Origin of the sequence: Paenibacillus flagellatus (assembly GCF_003217775.1) — a bacterium.
GTDB lineage: Bacteria > Bacillota > Bacilli > Paenibacillales > NBRC-103111 > Paenibacillus_AB > Paenibacillus_AB flagellatus.
The window spans coordinates 149,651-170,655 of sequence record NZ_QJVJ01000006.1; the positions used below are offsets into that span (position 1 = coordinate 149,651).

A 21,005-nucleotide genomic window follows, 5' to 3' on the forward strand; every position below is an offset into this window, starting at 1 on the left:
CCATCATTCTCCCAGCGCAATTTCGAAGTCTGCTTTAACCGCCGTTATCAAGTAAGCGCCGTCGCCCAGCTTTTGCGCCTTGCAGCCGGATGCGGCCGCTACGTGCCGGGACGATCTCAGGATGAAGTGGCGCGGACCGTGAAACGAATCGATCTTGCCCCGTATCGTTTCGGCGTCCCGCACGATTTCCAATCCGCCGGAAACGAGGTTTTTCACCTCGGCGGCCGCTTGGGTCGACGTCATCGGCCGCAGCCACGGGTAAGCCGAATCCAGTCTCGATACCATCCCGGTAAATTCCCGATACAGGTTCTCCCACGAGAGGTTGTCGCCGCGCCGCTCGTCGAGCAGATCGTCGGGGTGAATGAAGTGGGAAAAGACGCCGTACATCGTAATGCCGTTCGCGATCATCCAACGGACGTCGGGCGACTCCGTATACCCGGAAGTGAGACGCGGCAGCTCGACGATCCCGTCGGGGGCGATTTCGAACTCCTGGGAATACGCGTTGCCGTCCAGATCGTCCTCGAAAAGGGAGGAGATGACCGAGACCGACGGCAGCCCCCGCTTCAACGCTTCCCGCCCTTCCGGGCTCAGCACGTTGGAAGGCGGCACGTACGTCAGCAGCTTGTAATTCGGGAATACTTCGGCCGCAAACCGCCGCGCCTCCTCGACGGCCTGCGTCATGCTTTCCACGCCGCTCCACGGCTTGTAGCCATAGACGCCCGCGACCTCGGGGCTCGTATGCAGCGATTGGTGATTGAAGCCGTGCATGCCGATTTCGCCGCCGCTCTTGATCAATTCCCGACCGTAGGTCAGCAGCGTCTTCAGATCGGCGTCTTCCGGACGCTCGAAGGGCGGCTCGACCTGATCGCTGTACGATTCGATCAACGCGGCCGTAAATTTGATGTCGTACCGGCTGGCCGCGGACAGCATGTCCGGCCACCAGATTTCCTTGAAGAAGGTCGGGATATCGCGCCGGAAGTCCCGGTATATGCCGTCGTGAACGCCTCTCGGCAGCGGTGCGGGGAAATCGTCGATATAGAACAGCTTCGCGTTGATAATCGGGTATAGGAAATCGGGCTCCAGCATGCTGATCGCGCCGGCGATCACGCCCCGGTTTATTTTTTGCGCCAGCATCGTCCCGTTCATCACCATGAATTTGCCTTTTCCGAACGTATAGTCCCACAGCAGCGGCAGCCCTTCGGGCGACTTCGCCAGCACGCGGCTTTTCTCGTGCAGCTCGACGGCCAGGGACGTATTGTCGATGAGCGGATGATCGATGGCCAGCCCGTTTTCCCCGATCAGCACGTTCGAGGTGAGCCGGATCCCTTTCGTCACGACCGTTCCCTGCTCCGCCATGATGCCCATCTTGTGGTAGATGCGGTAAAACGTATCGTTCGGGGCGGGATGGGTCGCGATAAAGACGTATCCGCCCTGTTCGGCAAAGTCCGGCAGCAGGCTCGCGGCTCCGAGCAGCTCGAGCTGCTCCGTCGCCACGACGATCATGCCGCATCCGGAGGCGGAGAACGTCTCGTTCCGCACGTCGGACGTCTTCGTCGCCCTCTTCATCTCCTGCAGCGTCCGCTCGACTTGATCTTTCGTTTTGACGCTGTACGGATCCTGGCTGTCGAAGGCGATGCAGTAGGAGCCGCCCGTCCCCGAATAGGAAACGGCGTTCCCCGCAACTGGCGTTTGCACCCGTTCGAAATGAGGCAGTGCGTCGTTCGTGCTGAATCGCAGCACGTACTGCGATTTCGACAGCTGAAAGCCGAGCGTCAGCAGCAGCACGCCCGCTATAATGATGTATACGTTCCGTTTCAGTCTGACCTTGTCGTTCATCCTAAGCCCCTTCCGACCAGAACCTCACGGCGGTAAGCGATTCGTTCGACAAACGCACCGGCGATCGCTTCAAGCCGTCCAGCGTATGTCTCAGCTTGTCGTACGAGCCGATCGTGAAGTACAATTCCATCATCAGCATGTGGGCGTCCTCGGCGTTCGGAAAACGCCGCAAGTACGATTGAGCGGTACGCTCCGCCTCCATATACTCGCGAAGCGCCAGGTCGGTGCGTATTTTTTCGCCGTACGCCTTCTCCGATTCCGGCGCCAGCTCGAGCAGCCGGTCCAGCAGGCCGGAATACGTGTACCGGTGCTTCATGAGCGTCCTGTCGTCGAGGAAGCCGCTGTTCATATAAGCCGCCAGAACGTCCGCGTACGTGCGAAGCAAATACGGGTCGTCCTTGTCGTTCTCGTAGCGGACCGACAGCTCTTGAAGCTTCAGCGTCAGCTTGCGCTTCACTTCCATAATGGCGCTGACGGCGTAGTGGGACGTCTCCGTATCGTCGTTGCTGACTGCGCTTTGAATGATTCCCATATAGGACAAGGCGTCCTGCTTCAGCAGGTCGATCATCATTTTCCGCCTGGTGGAAAAATCGTTGACGAGCAGCGCTTCCTCCAAGGGGACGAGATTGATTTCTTTTTCCGTGTCCGGCTTGGGGAGCGAGCGGGTCGGCTCGGGAAGCTCGAAGCTGAACAGATCGAACTTGTCCGATTCGGCCGCGGCCGCCACCTCTTCGTCCCGCCGGTGCGCGCCTTTCGGCCAAAAGACGGGCAGCGCGAACCCGATGACCGGCAAGGCGGTCGCAAACGCGAAGCGGATCCACCATTCCCGTTTATCCTTTCGGTGGAAAACGCCCAACAAGACGCCGCATAGCAGGACATACAGCAAGTAGATCAGCTCAAACATAATGAACATCCTCTTCCGCCGCGTGCACCGTTATTCCGTTCTCCTTGAATCGCTCGAGGACGCGGGAAGCGTCCTCCGCGCTCGAATTGCTGAGCAGCACCATCAATTTCCCGTCCTTTCCGATGCCGATATAGTCGGTTTCGCGAAGCATTTGCGCGATCCGCGCGGGGAGCGACTGCGCCGCGAAGGGGCCGGCCTCCACCTCGAGCAGCACGTAATCGATGCCGTGATTCGACTTCGCGGTTTGCTTGGCTTCCAATATGCTTTCGAACACTTCCGGCTTGAGCACCGGCGTTCCTTCGATATATCGCTGGTTCACCGTCGCCTCCACGAACGCCAGCGCCCGGGAGAACGAGGAGGAGATCAGATCGACCGTAATTTTGAACACGTTTTGATGATACAGCGTGAAATGCTCGAACTTCATGCCGCTCAGCGCGATGACGGCGACCACTTCGCCGTTGCTTATGACGGGCGCGGCCATCAGCGGGGCGTCTTCCTGAAGCTCCTTGTTCACGAACAGCTTCTTCTCGAGCACGACTTGGCGGACGTAAGGGACTTCCTCCACCCGGATCGATTTGGCCATCTCGCTGCCGCCGGCGTCCGACCGGGACATGAGCCGCAAATACGTTTTGTATTTGTTGACGCTGTAAATCGCGACGACTTCCGCCCGCATGACCGACTCGAGCACGCCGACGGTCGACGCGAATATTTTTTCGGGCTCCAAACTTTCCAATTCCTTCGTTACGGCGTGTATTTTTCCGAAGCTGTCGGCGCTGTTCATCACTTGATGCTGGAGCTGCTCCTTGACTTCGCGCGTATCGTTGTAAACGTCGGTCAGGAACGCATATTTTTCTTCCAGCGCTTCCTTCTGCGCTCGGATGGACTGCACGGCCGCATTTTTCATATCGATCGCATAGCCCACCACCAGGCCGACGAACAAATAGATCGCGGTATAGAAATAAAAGTCGGAGTCTTGTAGCAGCGAAATGAGCTCGCGCCCGCTGTCCAGCTGCTCATAGACGTAGAGCAGGACGGAGAGCGCCACCGCGGTAATCGACTGCCGGTTCCCGTATATAATGCCGAGCACAATAATATAAATGAGCCGGATATCGATCAGATCGTACATCGAATCCCGAAGCGACAGCGTCATCCAAGCGGTCACGCCGAACGCCAGCACGTTTTCGACGAACGGCTTCGTCGCCTTGGCCCACTTGCCCGCCGGCGAAGAAGCGATCCGGGGAGCCTTCTTCTCGGCCGGCTCCGGCGAACGGTTGGCGGCAAACCAGTCGAACGTCTTGCGAAGCCCTTCCTGAATCGAATACTTCGGCGCCCAGTCGAGGTCTCTTCGAATTTTCGCGTTGTCGAGCCTGGAGCGGTAAATGTCGCCGGGGCGGCCGTCCCGATACGCGGTGCGCACGTCTCCGTGAAGCGAACGGATCGTGTCGACCAAGTCGTTCACGCTCGTTTCGGTATTGCTGGACAAGTTGTATACGCCGGTCAAATACGAATAAGAGGCCCGGTATATCGCGTCGGCGACATCCTCCACATAGATGAAATCGCGGGTTTGGCCGCCGTCTCCGTATATGATCAATTCCTTCGCCGAGAGGGCTCTTTCGGTAAAAATGGATACGACGCCGCCCTCCCCCCCGTTGCCTTGGCGGGGGCCGTAGACGTTGGAGAAGCGGAAGCAGATCGTTTCCAAGCCGTAAATTTCATGCCACTTCCGGCAGTACGTTTCCCCGATCCACTTGTTCAGCCCGTACGGCGAGATCGGCTCGCAATCGTCTTCTTCCGTCAGCGGCATCCGGCTGTTTTCGCCGTAGACCGCCGCCGAGGAAGCGAAGATCAGCTTCTTGACGCCGTACTTTTGCGACAGCGACAAAATGTTCGACAATCCGAGGACGTTCGACTTCGTATCGAGGCGCGGATCGTCGACGGAAGTGCCTACGTTGACTTGTGCGGCCAAATGCACGACGATATCGAACCGGGAGCTGCGGAAGATTTCCTCGCATTTGCGGTCCTCGACGTTATGCGTATAGCTTTTATGCTTGAACGTAACGTTTTGTCTGCTTCCGGTCGCCAAGCTGTCGATGATGGACACTTCGTAGCCTTCTTTATAAAAACGCTCGGCCACAAACGAACCGATAAACCCGTAGCCGCCCGTTACCAAAACTCGCATTGCGTTCCCTCATTCCTAAAGGTGGTTTCCATCTAATTCCGAATTCGGATGATTTCGATATAATATGATAGAGGTCTATACAAAATCTAAACAAAATCAACACGGTTTTTGTCGAATAAAATAGAATTTTGCGAGGGACCGATATATAATTTAACATACAATGCTGAATGTGACGAGATTGGAAAGGACGAACTTTATGAAGCGACAACGACTCTTTTGGCGGCGACTCCTTTTCTTGGCCGTCATTCTCGCGGTGGGCTTGTCCGGCCGCTTCGCCTACAACCGGCTGCTGGCCGACGCCGAAAACAAGCGAATCTCCTATATGCCGTCGGAGACGAACCAAGTGCTGGCCAATCCGTTTATGGGATTCGCCGTGGACGCCAAAAGCGTGGACGCCAAGCAGCCTCACCGTCTCGCCCATGTCAATTTATTTTGGCGGGAGCTCGAGCCGGAGAAGGGGGTGTATGCCTTCGACGATCTTGAACGAAAATTTAACTTTTCTTTATGGAAGCAGCGCGGCGTCCATCTCGTCATCCGGGTTATTCTGGATTACCCCGGCGATCGAACGCACATGGACATCCCCGATTGGCTCTATGAAGAAATCGACCATAAGGGCACCTGGTACGATAACGATTACGGCAAAGGCTTCAGTCCGGACTACGCCAACCCGGTGCTGATCGAAAACCACGAACGGCTGATCGCCGCCTTGGGGAAACGGTTCAACGACGACCCGCAAGTCGCGTTCATCCAGCTCGGCAGCGTCGGACACTGGGGGGAATGGCATACGAGCGACGACGAACGGCACTTTATTCCATTCCCGAAACGCGACATTACGGACCAATATGTAACCCACTATCTTCGTGCCTTTCCGGACAAACATCTGCTCATGAGACGCCCTCATGAAATCGCCCGCGCCAACGGGATGGGACTGTTCAACGATGCGTTCGGGAAGAGCTCGTCGACGATCGACGGATTTTGGAAGTGGTATACCGAAGGCTACACGTCGTGGCTGACGGGGGATCGGGAGCCGGCCATGCCGGACTTCTGGACGAAGGCGCCGAGCGGCGGGGAATTCGCCGGGGACGCCAACTACTTCGACGATCGGCATATCGAGGAGACGCTGCGGCAAGCCGTGCTTACGCATGTCACGTGGATGGGACCGAACGCTCCGTACAAGGAGACGAGCCGGGCTTTGCAGCCGAACATCGACCGGTTTCTGAACACGATCGGCTACCGATTCGTCATCAACGAAGAGTCGCACCCGCGAACGGGCGTTGCCGGCAAAGCTCTCGACATTTCGATGAGGGTGACGAACCGGGGCGCCGCTCCGTTCTACTTCGAATGGCCGCTCGAGCTTGCGTTGGCGGGCCCGGACGGCGCCGTCGCCGCGTCCGTCCGGACGACCGTCGATATCCGGGAGTGGCTTCCCGGCGAGCACGAATTTTCGTACTCGCTGCCGCTGCCGGAAGGGCTGGCTGCCGGAACGTATACGGTGCTTGCGGCCGTATTGGATCCGCAAACCGGGAAGCCCGGCGTCGAATTCGCCAATGACGGGAAGCGGGCGGACGGCCGCTACGCGCTCGGTACCGTCGTCGTCCGATAGGAGAAAATAACGAACCGCCGTCCGAAAAACGGCGGTTCGCTATTTTCAAAGACATGGCTACATGCGCTCGACAATTTTTCGTATCGGCTTTTGCAGCCGGTCGAGCGTAACGGGCTTAACCAAATAATCGAGAACGTTCATCTCGAACGCTTCGACCGCATAGTTTCGGTGAGACGTAACGAAAATAATGTGCAGCTTCGGCTTCACGCGCTGCAGCCGCTTCGCCAGTCCAATGCCGCTGATCCCCGACATTTGGGTTTCCATGAACAAAGCTTGGGCGTCGGTATTGATGATTTGTTCGCTTTCGTCAACCGGATTCGTGAATTTGCCGACCACTTCAATATTCCCGAGCTTTAGCAGCCGGTCCTCCAAATAATCGATCGATCGCTTCTCGTCGTCGATCAGAGCCACTTTAATGCTCTTCATATCGCATCCCAACTTTTTAGAAGTTAGTCTTAGTATAAAGGTTCGATCTGTACAATTTTTGAACAACGTCCTTCCGCTTGGATAGGCCCGGCCTAACGACAAAAAAGAGAATGCGGCCGCATTCTCTTTTTTGTCGAAAGCTATGCAGGTCGGCGCCTTACATGCCGAGCCATTTTTTGAATAAGTGCTTCGTCGTGTCCGCGTTGATCGCCGCGATCGACGTCGTCAGCGGGATGCCCTTCGGGCAGGAGCGCACGCAGTTTTGCGAGTTGCCGCATCCTTCGATGCCGCCGTCCTCCATGAGCGCCTCGAGGCGCTCCTCCTTGTTCATCTCTCCCGTCGGGTGAGCGTTGAACAAGCGGACCTGCGAGATCGGGGCCGGCCCGATGAAGCTCGAACGATCGTTGACGTTCGGGCAAGCCTCCAGACAGACGCCGCACGTCATGCACTTGGACAGCTCGTACGCCCATTGGCGCTTCGATTCGGCCATCCGCGGACCCGGACCGAGATCGTACGTGCCGTCGATCGGAATCCACGCCTTCACCCGCTTCAGCGAATCGAACATGCGCTGGCGGTTGATGACGAGGTCGCGCACGACCGGGAACGTGCTCATCGGCGCGACGCGCACCGGCTGCTCCAGCTTGTCGATCAGCGCGGAGCACGCTTGACGCGGCTTGCCGTTGATGACCATCGAGCAGGCGCCGCACACTTCCTCGAGACAATTCGATTCCCAGCATACCGGCGTCGTGCTGTCGCCCTTCGCGTTTTTCGGGTTGCGCTGAATTTCCATGAGCGCGCTGATGACGTTCATGTTCGGGCGGTACGGCACCTCGAACTCTTCCGTATACGGCTTCGAATCGGGGCCGTCCTGACGGGTGACGATGAGCTTGATCATCTTCGTTTCGGCCATGATCAGTGACCCCCTTTCTTGTCCGTCGTATAGTCGCGCTTACGCGGCGGAATGAGCGAAACGTCGACGTCCTCGTACGAAATGGTCGGACCGTCCGGCGTCCATTTCGCGAGCGTCGTCTTCATGAACTTCTCGTCGTTGCGATCCGGGAAGTCCGGCTTGTAGTGAGCGCCGCGGCTTTCGTCGCGCATAAGCGCGCCGAGCGTCATCGCTTCGGCCAGCTCGAACATGTTCCACAGCTGGCGGGTGAACGCCACGCCTTGGTTGCTCCAGCGGGCGGTATCGGTAATGTTGATCTTCTTGTAGCGCTGCTTCAGCTCTTTGATCTTGTTGATCGTCGCCTGCAGCCGGTCGTTGTAGCGGACTACCGTCATGTTGTCGATCATCCATTCGCCGAGCTCCTTATGCAGGACGTACGCGTTCTCGTTGCCGTCCAGCTTGAGCAGGCTTTCGTACTTGTCTTCGTTTTTCTTCTTCTCGCGGTCGAACACGCTGCTCGATACGTCCTCGGCCGACTTCTTCAGCCCTTTGATGTACTCGATCGCTTTCGGACCGGCCACCATGCCGCCGTAGATCGCCGACAGGAGCGAGTTCGCGCCGAGACGGTTCGCGCCGTGGTATTGGTATTCGCATTCGCCGGCTGCGAACAGCCCGGGAATGTTCGTCATTTGGTTGTAGTCGACCCACATGCCGCCCATCGAATAGTGAACGGCCGGGAAAATTTTCATCGGAATTTTGCGCGGGTCGTCGCCCATGAACTTCTCGTAAATTTCGATGATGCCGCCGAGCTTGACGTCCAGCTCCTTCGGATCTTTGTGCGACAAGTCGAGATAGACCATGTTCTCGCCGTTGACGCCGAGCTTCAAGTCTACGCAGACGTGGAAAATTTCCCGCGTCGCGATGTCGCGCGGAACGAGGTTGCCGTAGGCCGGATATTTCTCTTCCAGGAAGTACCACGGCTTGCCGTCCTTGTACGTCCAGATGCGTCCGCCTTCGCCGCGGGCCGATTCGGACATGAGACGAAGCTTGTCGTCGCCCGGGATGGCCGTCGGGTGAATTTGGATAAATTCGCCGTTCGCGTACGTGACGCCCTGCTGGTACACCGCGCTCGCGGCCGTACCGGTGTTGATGACGGAGTTCGTCGTCTTGCCGAAAATGATCCCCGGACCGCCCGTCGCGAGAATGACCGCGTCCGCCCGGAACGTCTGCGTCTCCATGCTGCGCAGGTTTTGCGCGCAAATGCCGCGGCATACGCCGTCCTCGTCGATGACGACGGACAGGAATTCCCAATGCTCGTACTTGATGACGAGACCGGCCGCTTCCGAACGGCGAACCTGCTCGTCAAGCGCGTACAGCAGCTGCTGGCCCGTCGTGGCGCCCGCGAACGCGGTGCGGTGATGCTTCGTGCCGCCGAACCGGCGGAAGTCGAGCAAGCCTTCCGGCGTCCGGTTGAACATGACGCCCATCCGGTCCATCAGGTGGATGATGCCCGGCGCCGCTTCGCACATCGCTTTGATCGGAGGCTGGTTCGCGAGGAAGTCGCCGCCGTACACCGTATCGTCGAAGTGCTCCCAAGGCGAGTCGCCTTCGCCCTTCGTATTGACCGCTCCGTTGATGCCCCCTTGGGCGCAGACGGAGTGGGAACGTTTAACCGGTACCAAGGAAAAGAGGTCGACGTGAACCCCGGCTTCGGCGGCTTTAACGGTAGCCATCAAGCCGGCAAGTCCTCCGCCCACTACGATAATTTTCGATTTCGCCATTGCAGTTCACCCTCCCTTAATGTTTGCTCGCCATATCCAGCACGGACGTATCTTGGAACGAAGCGTCCGTGAACGCGACCATCGTCAGCACGAACATGACGGACATGATGACGAATACGCCCATCCAGATAATGCTGGAGACGCGCTGCGCCCGCGGGCCGATCGTGATGCCCCAGCTGACGAGGAACGACCACATGCCGTTGCTGAAGTGGAACGTCGCCGCCAGTACGCCGATCAAGTACAGGATGAAGTAAGCGGGAGTGGTAAATACCTCGTGCATGAGCACGCCCAATCCTTCGTGCGTCTGATTGCCGAGCGTCACTTGGAAGCGGGTCGTGAAGAAGTGCCACGCGATGAAGATGAGCGTCACGACGCCGGTTACCCGCTGCAGCGTAAACATCAGGTTGCGGAAGTAGCCGTACCGGTTCACGTTGTTGCGCGATTGGAACGCCACATACAAGCCGTACACGCCGTGGTACAAAATCGGCAGCCAAATTCCGAACAGCTCCAGGAAAAAGACGAGCGGCAAGCTGTTCAGCCATTGCACTTGCTCGATAAACGCCTTGTGTCCGCCGTTGAACGCTTCGTAGTTCGTCAGCAAATGCTCGACGAGGAAGAAGCCGACGGGGATGACTCCGAGCAACGAATGGAGCTTGCGGTAGTAATACGAATTACCGGTCATGGAAACGAGTTCCCCCTTACAGAATTATGGCAACGTGTGCAAAGCAAACCATCTCTCATTGTACTCCCGAGTTCGACAAGCGTCAACAAAATGTCATATTTCGTCGACTTCCGGACAGCCCGCCATTCGGCCGCCGCTTGTCGGGTGTCCCGCATGGCGTACACATGCCTATTTTGCCAAGGATCGGCACGTTTAAACCCGGATTGTGAACAATGTTTGACAACTTCATGTTACTCCCATTCTTCTTATAAGGGAAATGCCGTTTTTTTATTAACTGTTATGCGTTATAATTATAAGATGGAAACAAAAAAAGCGGAAGCTTTTCTCCGCTCCCTATATTTATAAGGAAGAAAAAAATCGCCGTCCGGCGATCTTCAAGAAAGGAGACTTGCCGCCATGCTGCCCAACCTGGACGCGTTCGCCGCCGTCGTGGAGCACAAAAGCTTGAACCGCGCCGCCCAGACGCTCAACCTGTCGCAGCCGGCGCTGTCGCGCAAAATCGCCCAGCTCGAGGAGCAGCTCGGCGTGCTGCTGTTCGAGCGCAAAGGCAAGAAGCTCGAGCTGACGCGGCTCGGCCAAATTTGCTACGAGCACGCCGTCGAGCTCGGCCGGATGGAGCGCAGCCTGCTGCAGCGCATCGCCGAGCACCGCTCGTCCGGCACGAGCATGACGATCGGCGCCAGCCTGACGACGCTGCAGTCGACGCTGCCCGACCTGATCGCGCTCTATACGCGCGATTACCCGGAGTCGGACATCAAGGCGATTACCGGGAAGACGCACGAAATCGTCAGCCTCGTCAAAGAAAAAAAGGTCGACCTCGGCTTGGTCGCCTCCCAAATCGACAGCCCCGACCTGACGTGCGTCCCGCTGTTCGACGATCATCTGTGCCTCGTCCTCCCTTCCAACCATAAGTGGGCGGGCGAATGCGACGTCGACATCAACGGCCTGCAAGGGCTGCCGATGATTTTGTTTTCCAAAGGAACGTGGTACCGCATCCTGATGGACGATCTGTTCCACCGCTATTCCGTCTATCCGGACGTGAAGATGGAGATCGATTCGTTCGAGGCGATTCTCCGTCTCGTCTCCACCTGCAACACGGCGACGCTGCTCCCGAAATCGTACTTGCGCCAAAGCGTGCTCGACAACAACGACCTCGTCCTGCGCAACGTGCCGGAGCTGCAGGAAACGACGCGCACCACCTCGCTTCTGTTCGGCAGCGAGGCGGAGCTGACCGATTCGGCGAAGACGTGGATTCGCCGCGCGAAGGAGCATTACGGCCGCGTCGGAGCGACCTCGTCCTAGCCGGCCGCCCCGCGCCGTCAGTCGCCCCGTTCCTCGAGTCCGAGCTTGCGGGCGACGAGCGCCGTCGTGCTCGCCTGCAGCAGGATCGTCAGCAAAATCGCCAAAAACGTAACGGCGGCGATGACGTCGGCGTGGGCGATGCCGGCGCCCGCGATCATGCCGGACAAGGCGGCGGGAATGACGCCCGTCTCCCGCACCCAGCACATGAACAGCAGCTCGCTGCGCTCCCACTTCGCCTTCCGGTCGGGCAGCGCGCAGACGAACACGGTCAGCGGGCGCGCAATCAGCATGAAGACGGCGATAACCGCCAGACTCGGCAGCAAGTAGTCGAAGACGACGCCGAAGTTCACCTGGCTGCCGAGCAGCACGAAGATGAGCATGCGCATAATGACCGTAATGTTGTCGGAGAAGTGCGTCATTTCATGACGCTTGTCCTCCATCTCGAGCCCGAACGAGCCGGCGTTGCCCCAGATGAGACCGGCCGTGAACGTCGCCATGAAGCCGCTCACGTGCAGCTGCTCCCCGAACAGATAAGCGCCCAGCCCGGTTACGATCATCGCGATCGTCGTGTAATCGCGCAAAAAGCCGAGCCGCAGATGCGCCACGAGGTAGGAGAGCAGGAAGCCGATCGCCAGCCCGACCAGGATGCCGCCCGCCGCCGACCGGACGAAATCGACGATCGCTCCGCCGATCGTTACCCGTTCCGTACCGAGGATGACCGCCACGATCGAGAACGTCAAGATCGAGCCCGTAGCGTCGTTGAAGGCGGATTCGCTTTCGACCGTCTCGCGCACTTTGTCTCGGATGCGCACTTGGCGAAAGACCGGGATAATCGTCGCCGGATCGGTCGACGAGATGATCGCCCCGAGCAGCAGGGCGTACAGCCACGGCAAGCCGAGCACGTAGCGGGAAGCGGCCGCTACGGCGAACGCGGTCAGGAGCACGCCGGGCACGCTGAGCAGCGACAGCGTCACCCAGACGCGCTTCAAGCCGGCCAGCCGGATGTTGCGCCCTCCGTCGAACAGGATGAGCGCGGAGCCGACCGTCAATATAAACTGGTTCGTAAACGAGCTGCTCGTCTCCGTAACGAGATGCAGTCCTTGTCCGACCGCAATGCCCGCGACGAGAAACAGCGCGACGTCGGGAATGCGCAGCACGGAGGCGAGCTTGCCGGATATCATGCCGAGGCTGAAAATCAAGATCAGCAAAAAAAGGACGTGATCGATGAGGAGATTCGTTTCGTTTTCCACAAGCCGCGCCTCCCGCCGGTCGTTACGTGCCTACGAGTTCTTCCTCGAACGATTCGATCTGCTCGTTCGTGCCGATGATGACCATCACGTCGCGCTCGTTCAGAACGTCCGTCGCGGTCGGCGCGATGATGACGCCGTTTTTCTTGTTGATCGCGACGACGCTGCAGCCGTATTTCGCCCGCGGATCGAGCTCCTTGAGCGTTTTGCCGTTCAAGCATTTCGGCACGGACAGCTCGGCGATCGTATAATCCTTCGACAGCTCGATGTAGTCGAGCAGGTTCGGGTTGACGAGCTGGTGAGCGACGCGGATCCCCATATCCCGCTCCGGGTAAATGACGCGGTCGACGCCGAGACGCTCCAGCACTTTGCCGTGAAGGACGGACAGCGCCTTCGCCACGACCATCTTCACGCCCATATCCTTGAGCAAAATCGCCGTCATGATGCTCGCTTGAATGTCGTCCCCGATCGCCACGATCGCGCAGTCGAAGTTGCGGATGCCGATCGAGCGCAGCGTCTCCTCCTCCGTCGAGTCGGCTACGATGGCGTGCGTCAGCACGTCCGCCATCTCGTCGACCGCCTCCTCGTCCCGGTCGATGCCGAGCACCTCGAGACCCTCGTTGATAAGCTCCGTCGCCAAGCTCGAGCCGAATCGGCCCAAGCCGATAACCGCGAATTGTTTCATTTTCATAGTCGGTTTCTCCTATCCGATGATGATCTTGCCTTCCGGATGCCGGTACAGCTCTTTCTCCGGCTTCGGCTGCAAAGCGTAAGCGAGCGTTACCGGTCCGAGCCGGCCGGCGAACATCGTGAGCATAATCATGATTTTGCCGAAGACGGTCAAGTCGGGCGTCAGCCCCATCGACAGCCCGACGGTGCCGAATGCGGACGTCACCTCGAACAAAATCATCAAGAACGGATGGTCCTCCGTCGTAGACAGCACCATCGCGACGAATACGACGAGGAACAAGGCGAATAAGGTCAGCGTGATCGCTTTGTAGATCCGGTCCTTCGCGAGCCGGTAATGGAACAGGACGATGTCGTCCTTCCCCCGGATCATCGCGACCATCGCGCCGAGCAGCGTCGTAAACGTCGTCGTCTTGATCCCGCCCCCGGTCGATCCCGGAGAAGCGCCGATGAACATCAGGATGATGATGAAAAATTGCGTAGCTTGCCGAAGCCCGGCGATGTCGAGCGTATTCGCCCCGGCCGTACGCGGGGTCACCGACTGGAACAGCGACGCGAGCACTTTGCCGAGCCCGTTCAACGAGCCGAGCGTCCGCGGATTCGTATATTCGAAGATGAACACGACGACCGCGCCGAACACGATCAGAAACCCGGTCATGCTCAGCACGACCTTCGAATGAAGCGACAGCTTGCGCTTCTTCTTGTACTCCATCACGTCCGCCATGACGATAAAGCCGATGCCGCCCAAGACGATCAGCGACATCGCCGTCACGTTGATGACGAGATCGTCCGCATACGGCATCAAGCTGCGGAATTCGCCGCTCAAGTCGAAGCCGGCGTTGTTGAACATCGATACCGCGTGGAACAAGCCCATGTAGATCGCCCGTCCGACCGGGAAGTCGAACGACCAGCGGATGGCGAACACCGTCGCCGCGGCCAGCTCGATCGTAAGCGAGTAGAAGATGACCCGGCGAATGAGCCGGACGATGCCTTCCATCGAGCTTTGGTTCATCGCTTCCTGCAGGATAAGCCGCTCGCGCAGCGATATCCGTTTGCGCAGCACGAGCGCGATCAGCGTCGACATCGTCATGAAGCCGAGTCCGCCGACCTGGATCAGCGCCATGAGGACGATTTGCCCGAATACGGACAAGTACGTTCCCGTATCGACGACGACGAGACCGGTTACGCACGTGGCGGAGGTGGACGTGAACATCGCGTCGACGAACGGCAGCCCTTCGCCGTTCGAGGTCGATACGGGCAGCGACAGCAATAGGCCGCCCAGGAAGATGATCGCGGCGAAGCCGATCACGAGAATTTGCGGCGGCGTCAGCCGTTCGAGCACAGTTTTACCTTTCAAATTTCCGGGTCACCTCATTCGTGGAAAACCACCGACCGCCGTATGAGCGTACAACAAAAAAAGGCACTGGAAGCCCAATGCCGTTAACGGTGTGGTTTCCTGACTGGAGCCTACGAGGTTAGCTGACGGATTCGGGTTGTTAGGCACCCTATTCGCTTCCCGTGCGCGGTTGGCGAAATTCACCCCTACAAGAAATGGTTCCCCCGTTTTCGATAAGAAATTCGGCTCGTTATGGTTGATACTGTTGACGAACTCGATTATAATCCGGCCCCGTACGATATACAAAGCCGCCATTTCATGAAAAACGGGTTGATAAGTCGGCTTGGGGCAAATTAGCAGCCTGAGCGGCTTCTTTTCATTGTCCCTACCTTCGTTGCTTCCGTTTAAGTGGCATTTCGAAAAAAAGTGTGTTACGGTAAGAAAAAAAAACGGGGAGGGCTTGCATGGCTCAACGGCAAACGTCCGGGCTCGCGCTGCTCGCGGTCGCCGGCATCCTCCTGTTCGTCCTGACCAATTGGTGGCCGGCGCTGACCGGCCGGGAGGAAGCCGAGACGATCGACGACCCGCATCCCGCCGTCGAGAAGCGGGAAGCCGCTTCCAAAGCCGAGTCGTACTTGAGCGAGCTGACGGGCGGCCCTGTCCGCAGCACGTCCGTCGTCTACCAGTCGGACCAACTATTGAGCGGCTACGTGCAAAAGGAGCGCCTCGTCCACGCCTACAAGTCCCGGTACGCCGATCAAGTGCCGATCGACTTTTACCGGGTGGAGCTGACCGGCTCGGACGGAACGGAGTACATCGCGGACGTCCATATGAAGACCGGCGCCGTATTCGGCTGGCAGAAGCGCAGCCGGGAGCGGGCGTCTTCGCCGGAGGAGGCGCGGAAGCTCGCGGAGTCGGTCCTGCGGAAGTCGGGCGCGTCGCCGGAATCGTATCAAGCGCTTCCGCGGGATCGCACCGCACCCTACCGGGTCGTCTTCGAGCACCGGACGGAGAAGGTCGGCGAGGCGAAGCTGCAGGTCGCCGTGGACGTAAGGGGCGGCGAGGCGACCGCCTATCGGGTCCGGTTCGGCATCCCCCAATCGCACCTCGATTGGGTCAAGGCGCAGGATAAAGCGTCGGCGTCGATGACGCAATGGAATTTGATCGTCTCGTCGCTCATGGGCATCGCCGCCGTCGTCTTCTCGATCCTGCACCGGAAACGGATCGCGTTCGTACGGGGAATCGTGCTCACGCTCCTCTTCCTGGCCATTTACTGGATCAACAACGTCAACATGTTTCCCGCCTTCAAGACGCTCGAGGCGGAAGGGTACGATCCGTTCCTGTCCGACGAAGCGTCGGTCGTCATGATCGTCACGATGAACGTCGTCGTCACGATCATGGCCGTCGTCTGCTACTTCTCCCTGACGGCGGGGCAGTCGCTCTGGAAGGACGCCGGACGCGACCCGTGGCCGAGATGGCGCGACGCGTCGTTCGGGCGGGAGGCGATGAGCGGGATGACCCGCGGCTATTTGCTCGCCTGCTTCATGCTCGGCCTCCAGTCGCTGCTGTTTTTCATCGCGGAGAAGCGGTTCGGCATGTGGGCGGTCAACGACCCGACCGGCTCGCTGTACAATTTGCTGCGGCCCGGCCTGTTTCCGCTCATGGCCTGGACGGCGGCCATCTCGGAAGAGGCGATCTACCGCTTCTTCGGCATCGCGCTGTTCAGGAAGCTGCTTCGCAGCACGTTTCTCGCCGTACTCGTGCCGAGCATGATTTGGGCGTTCAGCCATACGCAATATCCGATTTATCCGGTCTACACCCGGTTCGTCGAGGTGACGCTGCTCGGGCTCGTCTTCGGGTACGCGTTCTTGAGATACGGATTCGTCACCGCCCTGTTCGCCCATGCCATCATGGACAGCCTGCTCATGAGCTTCTCGCTGATCGATATGGGCGGAGCCGGCAGCGCGGCGCTCGGCCTGTTCTACATCGTCTCGCCGGCGCTGGTCGGCGTCGCGCTATGGTGGCTGCACCGGACGTTCGCGGGACGCCGTCCGCCGCCGGTGCCGGACGATCCGACGCCGGCCGCTTGAGGCGGCTCGGACGCGACGAAAGCCCGCAAGTCCCTTCACGGGAGCTTGCGGGCTTTTCGCGTGCGTTCGGCCGCGGTGGCTTACTCCGCGGCGGTCGGTGCGTCCGTCGCCGCGGCTGTCTCCGGCCCCGACTCCGCGGCCGCGGCGGCGTCGGAGCCGAGCAGCGCGTCCAAAATGTCGCGCGCCAGCTTCTCGCCGATGCCGACCGCGCGGAAATCTTCCACGGACGCTTCCTTGATTTTTTTGAGCGAGCCGAAATGCTTCAGCAGCAGCTTGCGCCGCTTCTCGCCGATGCCGGGGATCGCGTCGAGCTGCGAGACGACCATCGACTTCGCGCGCGTCTCCCGGTGGAACGTGATGGCGAACCGGTGCACTTCCTCCTGAATGCGCTGGAGCAAGTAAAATTCCTGGCTGTCGCGCGGAATCGGCACGATCTCCGGCGGATCGCCGAGCATGAGCTGCGCCGTCTTATGCTTCGCGTCCTTGACGAGACCGCATACCGGGATGAACAGCCCGAGCTCGTTCTCGAGCACGTCGACCGCCGCCGAGATTTGTCCTTTGCCGCCGTCCACGATGACGAGGTCGGGCAGCGGCAGCTGTTCCTTGAGCACGCGCTCGTACCGGCGGCGCACGACCTCCCGCATCGTCTCGTAATCATCCGGGCCTTGGACGGTCCGGATTTTGTACTTGCGGTATTCCTTGCGGTCCGGCTTGCCGTCGACGAAGACGACCATCGCCGATACCGGGTCCGAGCCTTGGATGTTCGAGTTGTCGAACGCTTCGATGCGCCGGATCGTATCGGTGCCGATCCATTCGCCCAAGCTTTGCACCGCCTTCACGCTGCGCTCCTCGTCCCGCTCGATGAGCCGGAACTTCTCCTCCAGCGCCACGCGCGCGTTGTCGCACGCCATGCCGACGAGCTGCTTCTTCTTGCCCCGCTGCGGCTGGTGCACCTTGACGCGCAGCCATTTCTCCAGCGCCTCGGCGATGTCGCGGTCCGCCTCGCTGTCGGAGACGCCCGGATCGTCCGTTTCCCGGGCCGCCTGGGCCGCGAGCGCGATCGGATTCGGCTTGACGTCGGACTGCCCGGCGTCCGTCTCCTCCCGGCGATCCGCCGACGGCAGGAAAATTTCTTTCGGCAGCGCCGGATTTTCGCTGTAATATTGCGTCACGAACGAGATGAAATCCTCGTATGCGTCGCCGTAATACGGGAACTGCGTGACGTGGCGCTCGATCATTTTCCCTTGGCGCATGTACAAAATTTGCACGCACATCCAGCCTTTGTCGACGGCGAAGCCGAAGACGTCCCGATCGACCGCGTCGACCGTCGTGATCGTCTGCTTCTCCATGACCGCGTCGATGTTGACGATCTGGTCGCGCAGCTCCTTCGCCCGCTCGAAGTTGAGCTCCTCCGCGGCGGCGTGCATTTTGCGCGTCAGCTCGTCCTTGATGGCCACGTGTCCCCCGTTCAGGAACCGTGCAATTTCGTTCACCATTCGCTCGTATTCCCCTGCGGCCACCTCGTATTCGCAAGGAGCGACGCATTGGCCGAGATGGTAGTACAGGCAGACGCGGTCGGGCAGCGTTTTGCATTTGCGCAGCGGATACAGCCGGTCGAGCAGCTTTTTCGTCTCCTGCGCGGCGAACGCGTTCGGATACGGCCCGAAATATTTCGCTTTATCTTTCAGCACCTTGCGCGTCACTTCGAGGCGCGGGTGCGCTTCATGCGTAATTTTGATATACGGAAACGACTTGTCGTCCTTCAGCAGGACGTTATAGCGCGGATGGTACTGCTTGATCAGGTTGCACTCGAGAATGAGCGCCTCCATGTTGCTCGCCGTGACGATATATTCGAAATCGCATATTTCGGTGACGAGCCGCTGCGTCTTCCCGTCGTGGCTGCCGGAAAAGTAAGAACGCACGCGGTTTTTCAGCACCTTCGCCTTGCCGACGTATATGATCGTCCCGTCGCGGTTTTTCATCAAATAGCAGCCCGGCTTATCCGGCAGCAACGCCAGCTTCCGCCGGATCGACTCGGCGATTTTGTCGCGCCCTTCCCCGAAGCGCTCCTCGGCCATGTCCAGACCTCCATTCTCCCGTTCCCCTGACGAAAAAAAAGTTCCGTTTCGCGGTTGCGAAAAAGAACTTTTCGTCCGTTCTATTCTTATCATACGACGGACGGGACGTTCCGCACAATCCCGTCCGGGCATGAAAGAGTTGTCAGCTTACAGATGGCGGCCTACGACGCTCTTCAGCGCGTCCTTCGGCTGGAAGCCGACCACCTTGTCGACCGGCTGGCCGTCCTTGAACACGATCAGCGTCGGAATGCTCATGACGCCGAAGCGCGAAGCGGATTCCGGGTTGTCGTCGACGTTGACTTTGGCGATTTTCACTTGATCGCCCATTTCTTTATCCAAATCCTCGAGAACCGGAGCGATCATCTTGCAAGGTCCGCACCAAGGCGCCCAAAAATCGACGAGAACCGTTCCGGTCGATTCGACTTCGGTTTTGAAAGATTGATCGGATACGTTTACGATTGCCATCGTCTTTCCTCCTTATACTAACAAAAAGTGTGTACCTATAGATTTTAATGATTTTTGGTCAACATGTAAAGTATACCACAACTCGGGTCCATTTCATAACTGAAAACATGTTCCGGGACGGTTGTGCGCATACTATGGGCAGCGGACGAACAAGCCCGGCCGAAGCGGCTCCGGTACGGGCGTCCGAACGGGCCGCAACGCAATTGTTGCAGGATTGTCACTTAATTTCCCTTTACAACGCGTTCGGCGTTTCGGTATACTGTACGTAGCCAATTTTAGCTGTATCGGGAGGAATAACCAATGTCTGATCCTAGACTTCACGTCAACGAAGAACCCAGAAACGATTTTCTCGACGTCGCCATCGGATTCGGCGTCACGTTCGGAGTATTCTTTCTGATCGCGCTCGTGGCCACCATCATTACGTTGTTCTGATCCGCGCCGGCCGCGCGACACAAGCGAAGTCCCGTACCGCCATTGGCGGCGCGGGGCTTTTTTGTATGCGCAAAAAAAGCGGGAGCGTCACGCCCCCGCCTTGCCTCGCTTGTTCGTGCCGTTCACGACGATCACTTCGACGAACGGCCGAATCCGGTCCATGATCCGCTGCCCTTTGAACTCGTCGTCGCCGTCCTTGCTCGTGAAGCTGAAATGCCTCTCCAGCTCCGACGGCTCGTGGTTCGACGTGAAGAAGGTCGGCTTCCGGTTCATCCGGTAGTTCAAAATCGTCCCCATCACGTGGTCCCGCACCCAAGGGTTCAAGTTCTCCGCGCCGATGTCGTCGAACACGAGCAGGTCGGTTTCCTTGAGCAGCTCGACCGTCTCCTTCAGCCGGTGCGGCTCCTGGATCATCGATTTCAAATCCTCGACGAAGTCGGGCATGTAGACGATCGCGCCGGACTTCCCGCTTTTGGCGAGCTGGTACAGCATGAAGCACATGAGAAACGTCTTCCCGGTGCCGAACGGCCCGACCAGGTACAGCCCTTCCTTCTGCAGCCCTTCGGCCTGCGTCTTGCGGATATACCGGAGCAGGCTGCCGACCGCCTCCACCCGTTCCGGGTCGATGTCGACGATTTCGTCGATCGAGTAGCCTTGCGTCAGCGCCCGGTCGTCGATGTAAAAGCTGCGGATCCGGCTGCGGATCGCGTCCATCGATTGTTTGGCCAGCAGCTTCGAGCACGGCACCGACTGGTCGTGAATGTACGGATTGCCGTTGATCGTCTCGACGGACAGCCTCGTGTAATGGCCCTCGAAATCGTTCGGACACTTGTCCAGCCCCGGGCACTGGGCGCAGTTGCGCTGCTCGGTCACGTACTGGTACAGCCGGTTCATGCTGATTTTCAGCGTCCGGTCGTCGATTTCCGGATGGTCCGCGCGCAGCTTTTGAACGAGCGGATCGTTCAGCAGGCGCTTCGTTTTCTCTTCCGCCCGTTTGGCGAACGACAGCTTTTGCCAATCTCCAAGCATACCGGACAACGATTCCATGAGAAGGATCCGACTCCTTTC

17 protein-coding genes and 1 riboswitch are annotated in these 21,005 nt (G+C 58.9%); of the genes, 4 read left to right on the plus strand and 13 right to left on the minus strand.

Annotated features, from left to right (window positions below; all coding sequences use genetic code 11):
- Positions 1–3: 3 nt before the first annotated feature.
- Genes DLM86_RS14870 through DLM86_RS14880 form a run of 3 tightly spaced genes read right to left on the minus strand, consistent with a single transcriptional unit; the run spans position 4 to position 4,919 of the window.
- Positions 4–1,836, minus strand: a complete 1,833-nt coding sequence (locus DLM86_RS14870; protein ID WP_110840822.1) for a DUF2194 domain-containing protein — start codon at positions 1,834–1,836, stop codon at positions 4–6.
- A 1-nt stretch (position 1,837) separates the two neighbouring features.
- Positions 1,838–2,740, minus strand: a complete 903-nt coding sequence (locus DLM86_RS14875) for a hypothetical protein (RefSeq protein WP_146250216.1) — start codon at positions 2,738–2,740, stop codon at positions 1,838–1,840.
- Entirely contained in the window at positions 2,733–4,919 is a 2,187-nt protein-coding gene (locus DLM86_RS14880; RefSeq protein ID WP_110840824.1) for an NAD-dependent epimerase/dehydratase family protein, read from the minus strand. Before DLM86_RS14880 ends, DLM86_RS14875 begins: the two co-directional genes overlap by 8 nt.
- A gap of 196 nt (positions 4,920–5,115) precedes the next feature.
- Here DLM86_RS14880 and DLM86_RS14885 point away from each other — a divergent pair, with 196 nt between their 5' ends.
- Positions 5,116–6,522, plus strand: a complete 1,407-nt coding sequence (locus DLM86_RS14885; protein WP_158289483.1) for a DUF4832 domain-containing protein — start codon at positions 5,116–5,118, stop codon at positions 6,520–6,522.
- A gap of 57 nt (positions 6,523–6,579) precedes the next feature.
- On the opposite strand, the gene DLM86_RS14890 is transcribed toward DLM86_RS14885, so the two are convergent.
- The 4 genes from DLM86_RS14890 to DLM86_RS14905 all read right to left on the minus strand — a co-directional run bounded on the left by DLM86_RS14890 (position 6,580) and on the right by DLM86_RS14905 (position 10,300).
- The gene (locus DLM86_RS14890; RefSeq protein WP_110840826.1) at positions 6,580–6,948 is read right to left on the minus strand and encodes a LytR/AlgR family response regulator transcription factor; all 369 of its coding nucleotides are present in this window, start codon (positions 6,946–6,948) and stop codon (positions 6,580–6,582) included.
- A gap of 157 nt (positions 6,949–7,105) precedes the next feature.
- Positions 7,106–7,858, minus strand: a complete 753-nt coding sequence (gene sdhB, locus DLM86_RS14895; protein ID WP_110840827.1) for a succinate dehydrogenase iron-sulfur subunit — start codon at positions 7,856–7,858, stop codon at positions 7,106–7,108.
- 2 nt (positions 7,859–7,860) lie between these two features.
- A complete protein-coding gene (gene sdhA / locus DLM86_RS14900; protein WP_110840828.1) occupies positions 7,861–9,618 on the minus strand; it encodes a succinate dehydrogenase flavoprotein subunit in 1,758 nt (585 codons plus the stop codon).
- A 16-nt stretch (positions 9,619–9,634) separates the two neighbouring features.
- Positions 9,635–10,300, minus strand: a complete 666-nt coding sequence (locus tag DLM86_RS14905; protein WP_110840829.1) for a succinate dehydrogenase cytochrome b558 subunit — start codon at positions 10,298–10,300, stop codon at positions 9,635–9,637.
- Positions 10,301–10,696: 396 nt separating this feature from the next.
- Between DLM86_RS14905 and DLM86_RS14910 the strand changes: the two genes are divergently transcribed.
- Positions 10,697–11,602: a LysR family transcriptional regulator gene (locus tag DLM86_RS14910; RefSeq protein ID WP_425453969.1), complete on the plus strand. Its 906-nt coding sequence runs from the start codon at positions 10,697–10,699 to the stop codon at positions 11,600–11,602.
- Positions 11,603–11,619: 17 nt separating this feature from the next.
- Here the strand turns inward: DLM86_RS14910 and DLM86_RS14915 are convergent, their stop codons facing one another.
- Genes DLM86_RS14915 through DLM86_RS14925 form a run of 3 tightly spaced genes read right to left on the minus strand, consistent with a single transcriptional unit; the run spans position 11,620 to position 14,893 of the window.
- Positions 11,620–12,852 (minus strand): cation:proton antiporter, encoded by a 1,233-nt coding sequence (locus DLM86_RS14915; RefSeq protein WP_110840830.1) that lies wholly within the window; start codon positions 12,850–12,852, stop codon positions 11,620–11,622.
- A gap of 22 nt (positions 12,853–12,874) precedes the next feature.
- Positions 12,875–13,540, minus strand: a complete 666-nt coding sequence (locus DLM86_RS14920; RefSeq protein ID WP_110840831.1) for a potassium channel family protein — start codon at positions 13,538–13,540, stop codon at positions 12,875–12,877.
- A 12-nt stretch (positions 13,541–13,552) separates the two neighbouring features.
- Positions 13,553–14,893 (minus strand): TrkH family potassium uptake protein, encoded by a 1,341-nt coding sequence (locus DLM86_RS14925; RefSeq protein ID WP_110840832.1) that lies wholly within the window; start codon positions 14,891–14,893, stop codon positions 13,553–13,555.
- A 92-nt stretch (positions 14,894–14,985) separates the two neighbouring features.
- A riboswitch (cyclic di-AMP (ydaO/yuaA leader) is annotated at positions 14,986–15,130 on the minus strand.
- 206 nt (positions 15,131–15,336) lie between these two features.
- Between DLM86_RS14925 and DLM86_RS14930 the strand changes: the two genes are divergently transcribed.
- Positions 15,337–16,962 (plus strand): CPBP family intramembrane glutamic endopeptidase, encoded by a 1,626-nt coding sequence (locus DLM86_RS14930; RefSeq protein ID WP_110840833.1) that lies wholly within the window; start codon positions 15,337–15,339, stop codon positions 16,960–16,962.
- Between the two features lie 80 nt (positions 16,963–17,042).
- Here the strand turns inward: DLM86_RS14930 and uvrC are convergent, their stop codons facing one another.
- Together uvrC and trxA are read right to left on the minus strand one after the other, a co-directional pair.
- Entirely contained in the window at positions 17,043–19,040 is a 1,998-nt protein-coding gene (uvrC, locus tag DLM86_RS14935; protein WP_110840834.1) for an excinuclease ABC subunit UvrC, read from the minus strand.
- Positions 19,041–19,187: 147 nt separating this feature from the next.
- Entirely contained in the window at positions 19,188–19,505 is a 318-nt protein-coding gene (gene trxA, locus DLM86_RS14940) for a thioredoxin (RefSeq protein WP_110840835.1), read from the minus strand.
- A gap of 300 nt (positions 19,506–19,805) precedes the next feature.
- On the opposite strand from trxA, the gene DLM86_RS14945 reads away from it, so the two are divergent.
- Complete coding sequence (locus DLM86_RS14945) at positions 19,806–19,937, plus strand: YqzM family protein (RefSeq protein ID WP_110840836.1); 132 nt, start codon at positions 19,806–19,808, stop codon at positions 19,935–19,937.
- A gap of 87 nt (positions 19,938–20,024) precedes the next feature.
- Here the strand turns inward: DLM86_RS14945 and dnaI are convergent, their stop codons facing one another.
- The gene (gene dnaI, locus DLM86_RS14950; protein WP_110840837.1) at positions 20,025–20,984 is read right to left on the minus strand and encodes a primosomal protein DnaI; all 960 of its coding nucleotides are present in this window, start codon (positions 20,982–20,984) and stop codon (positions 20,025–20,027) included.
- Positions 20,985–21,005: the final 21 nt, after the last annotated feature.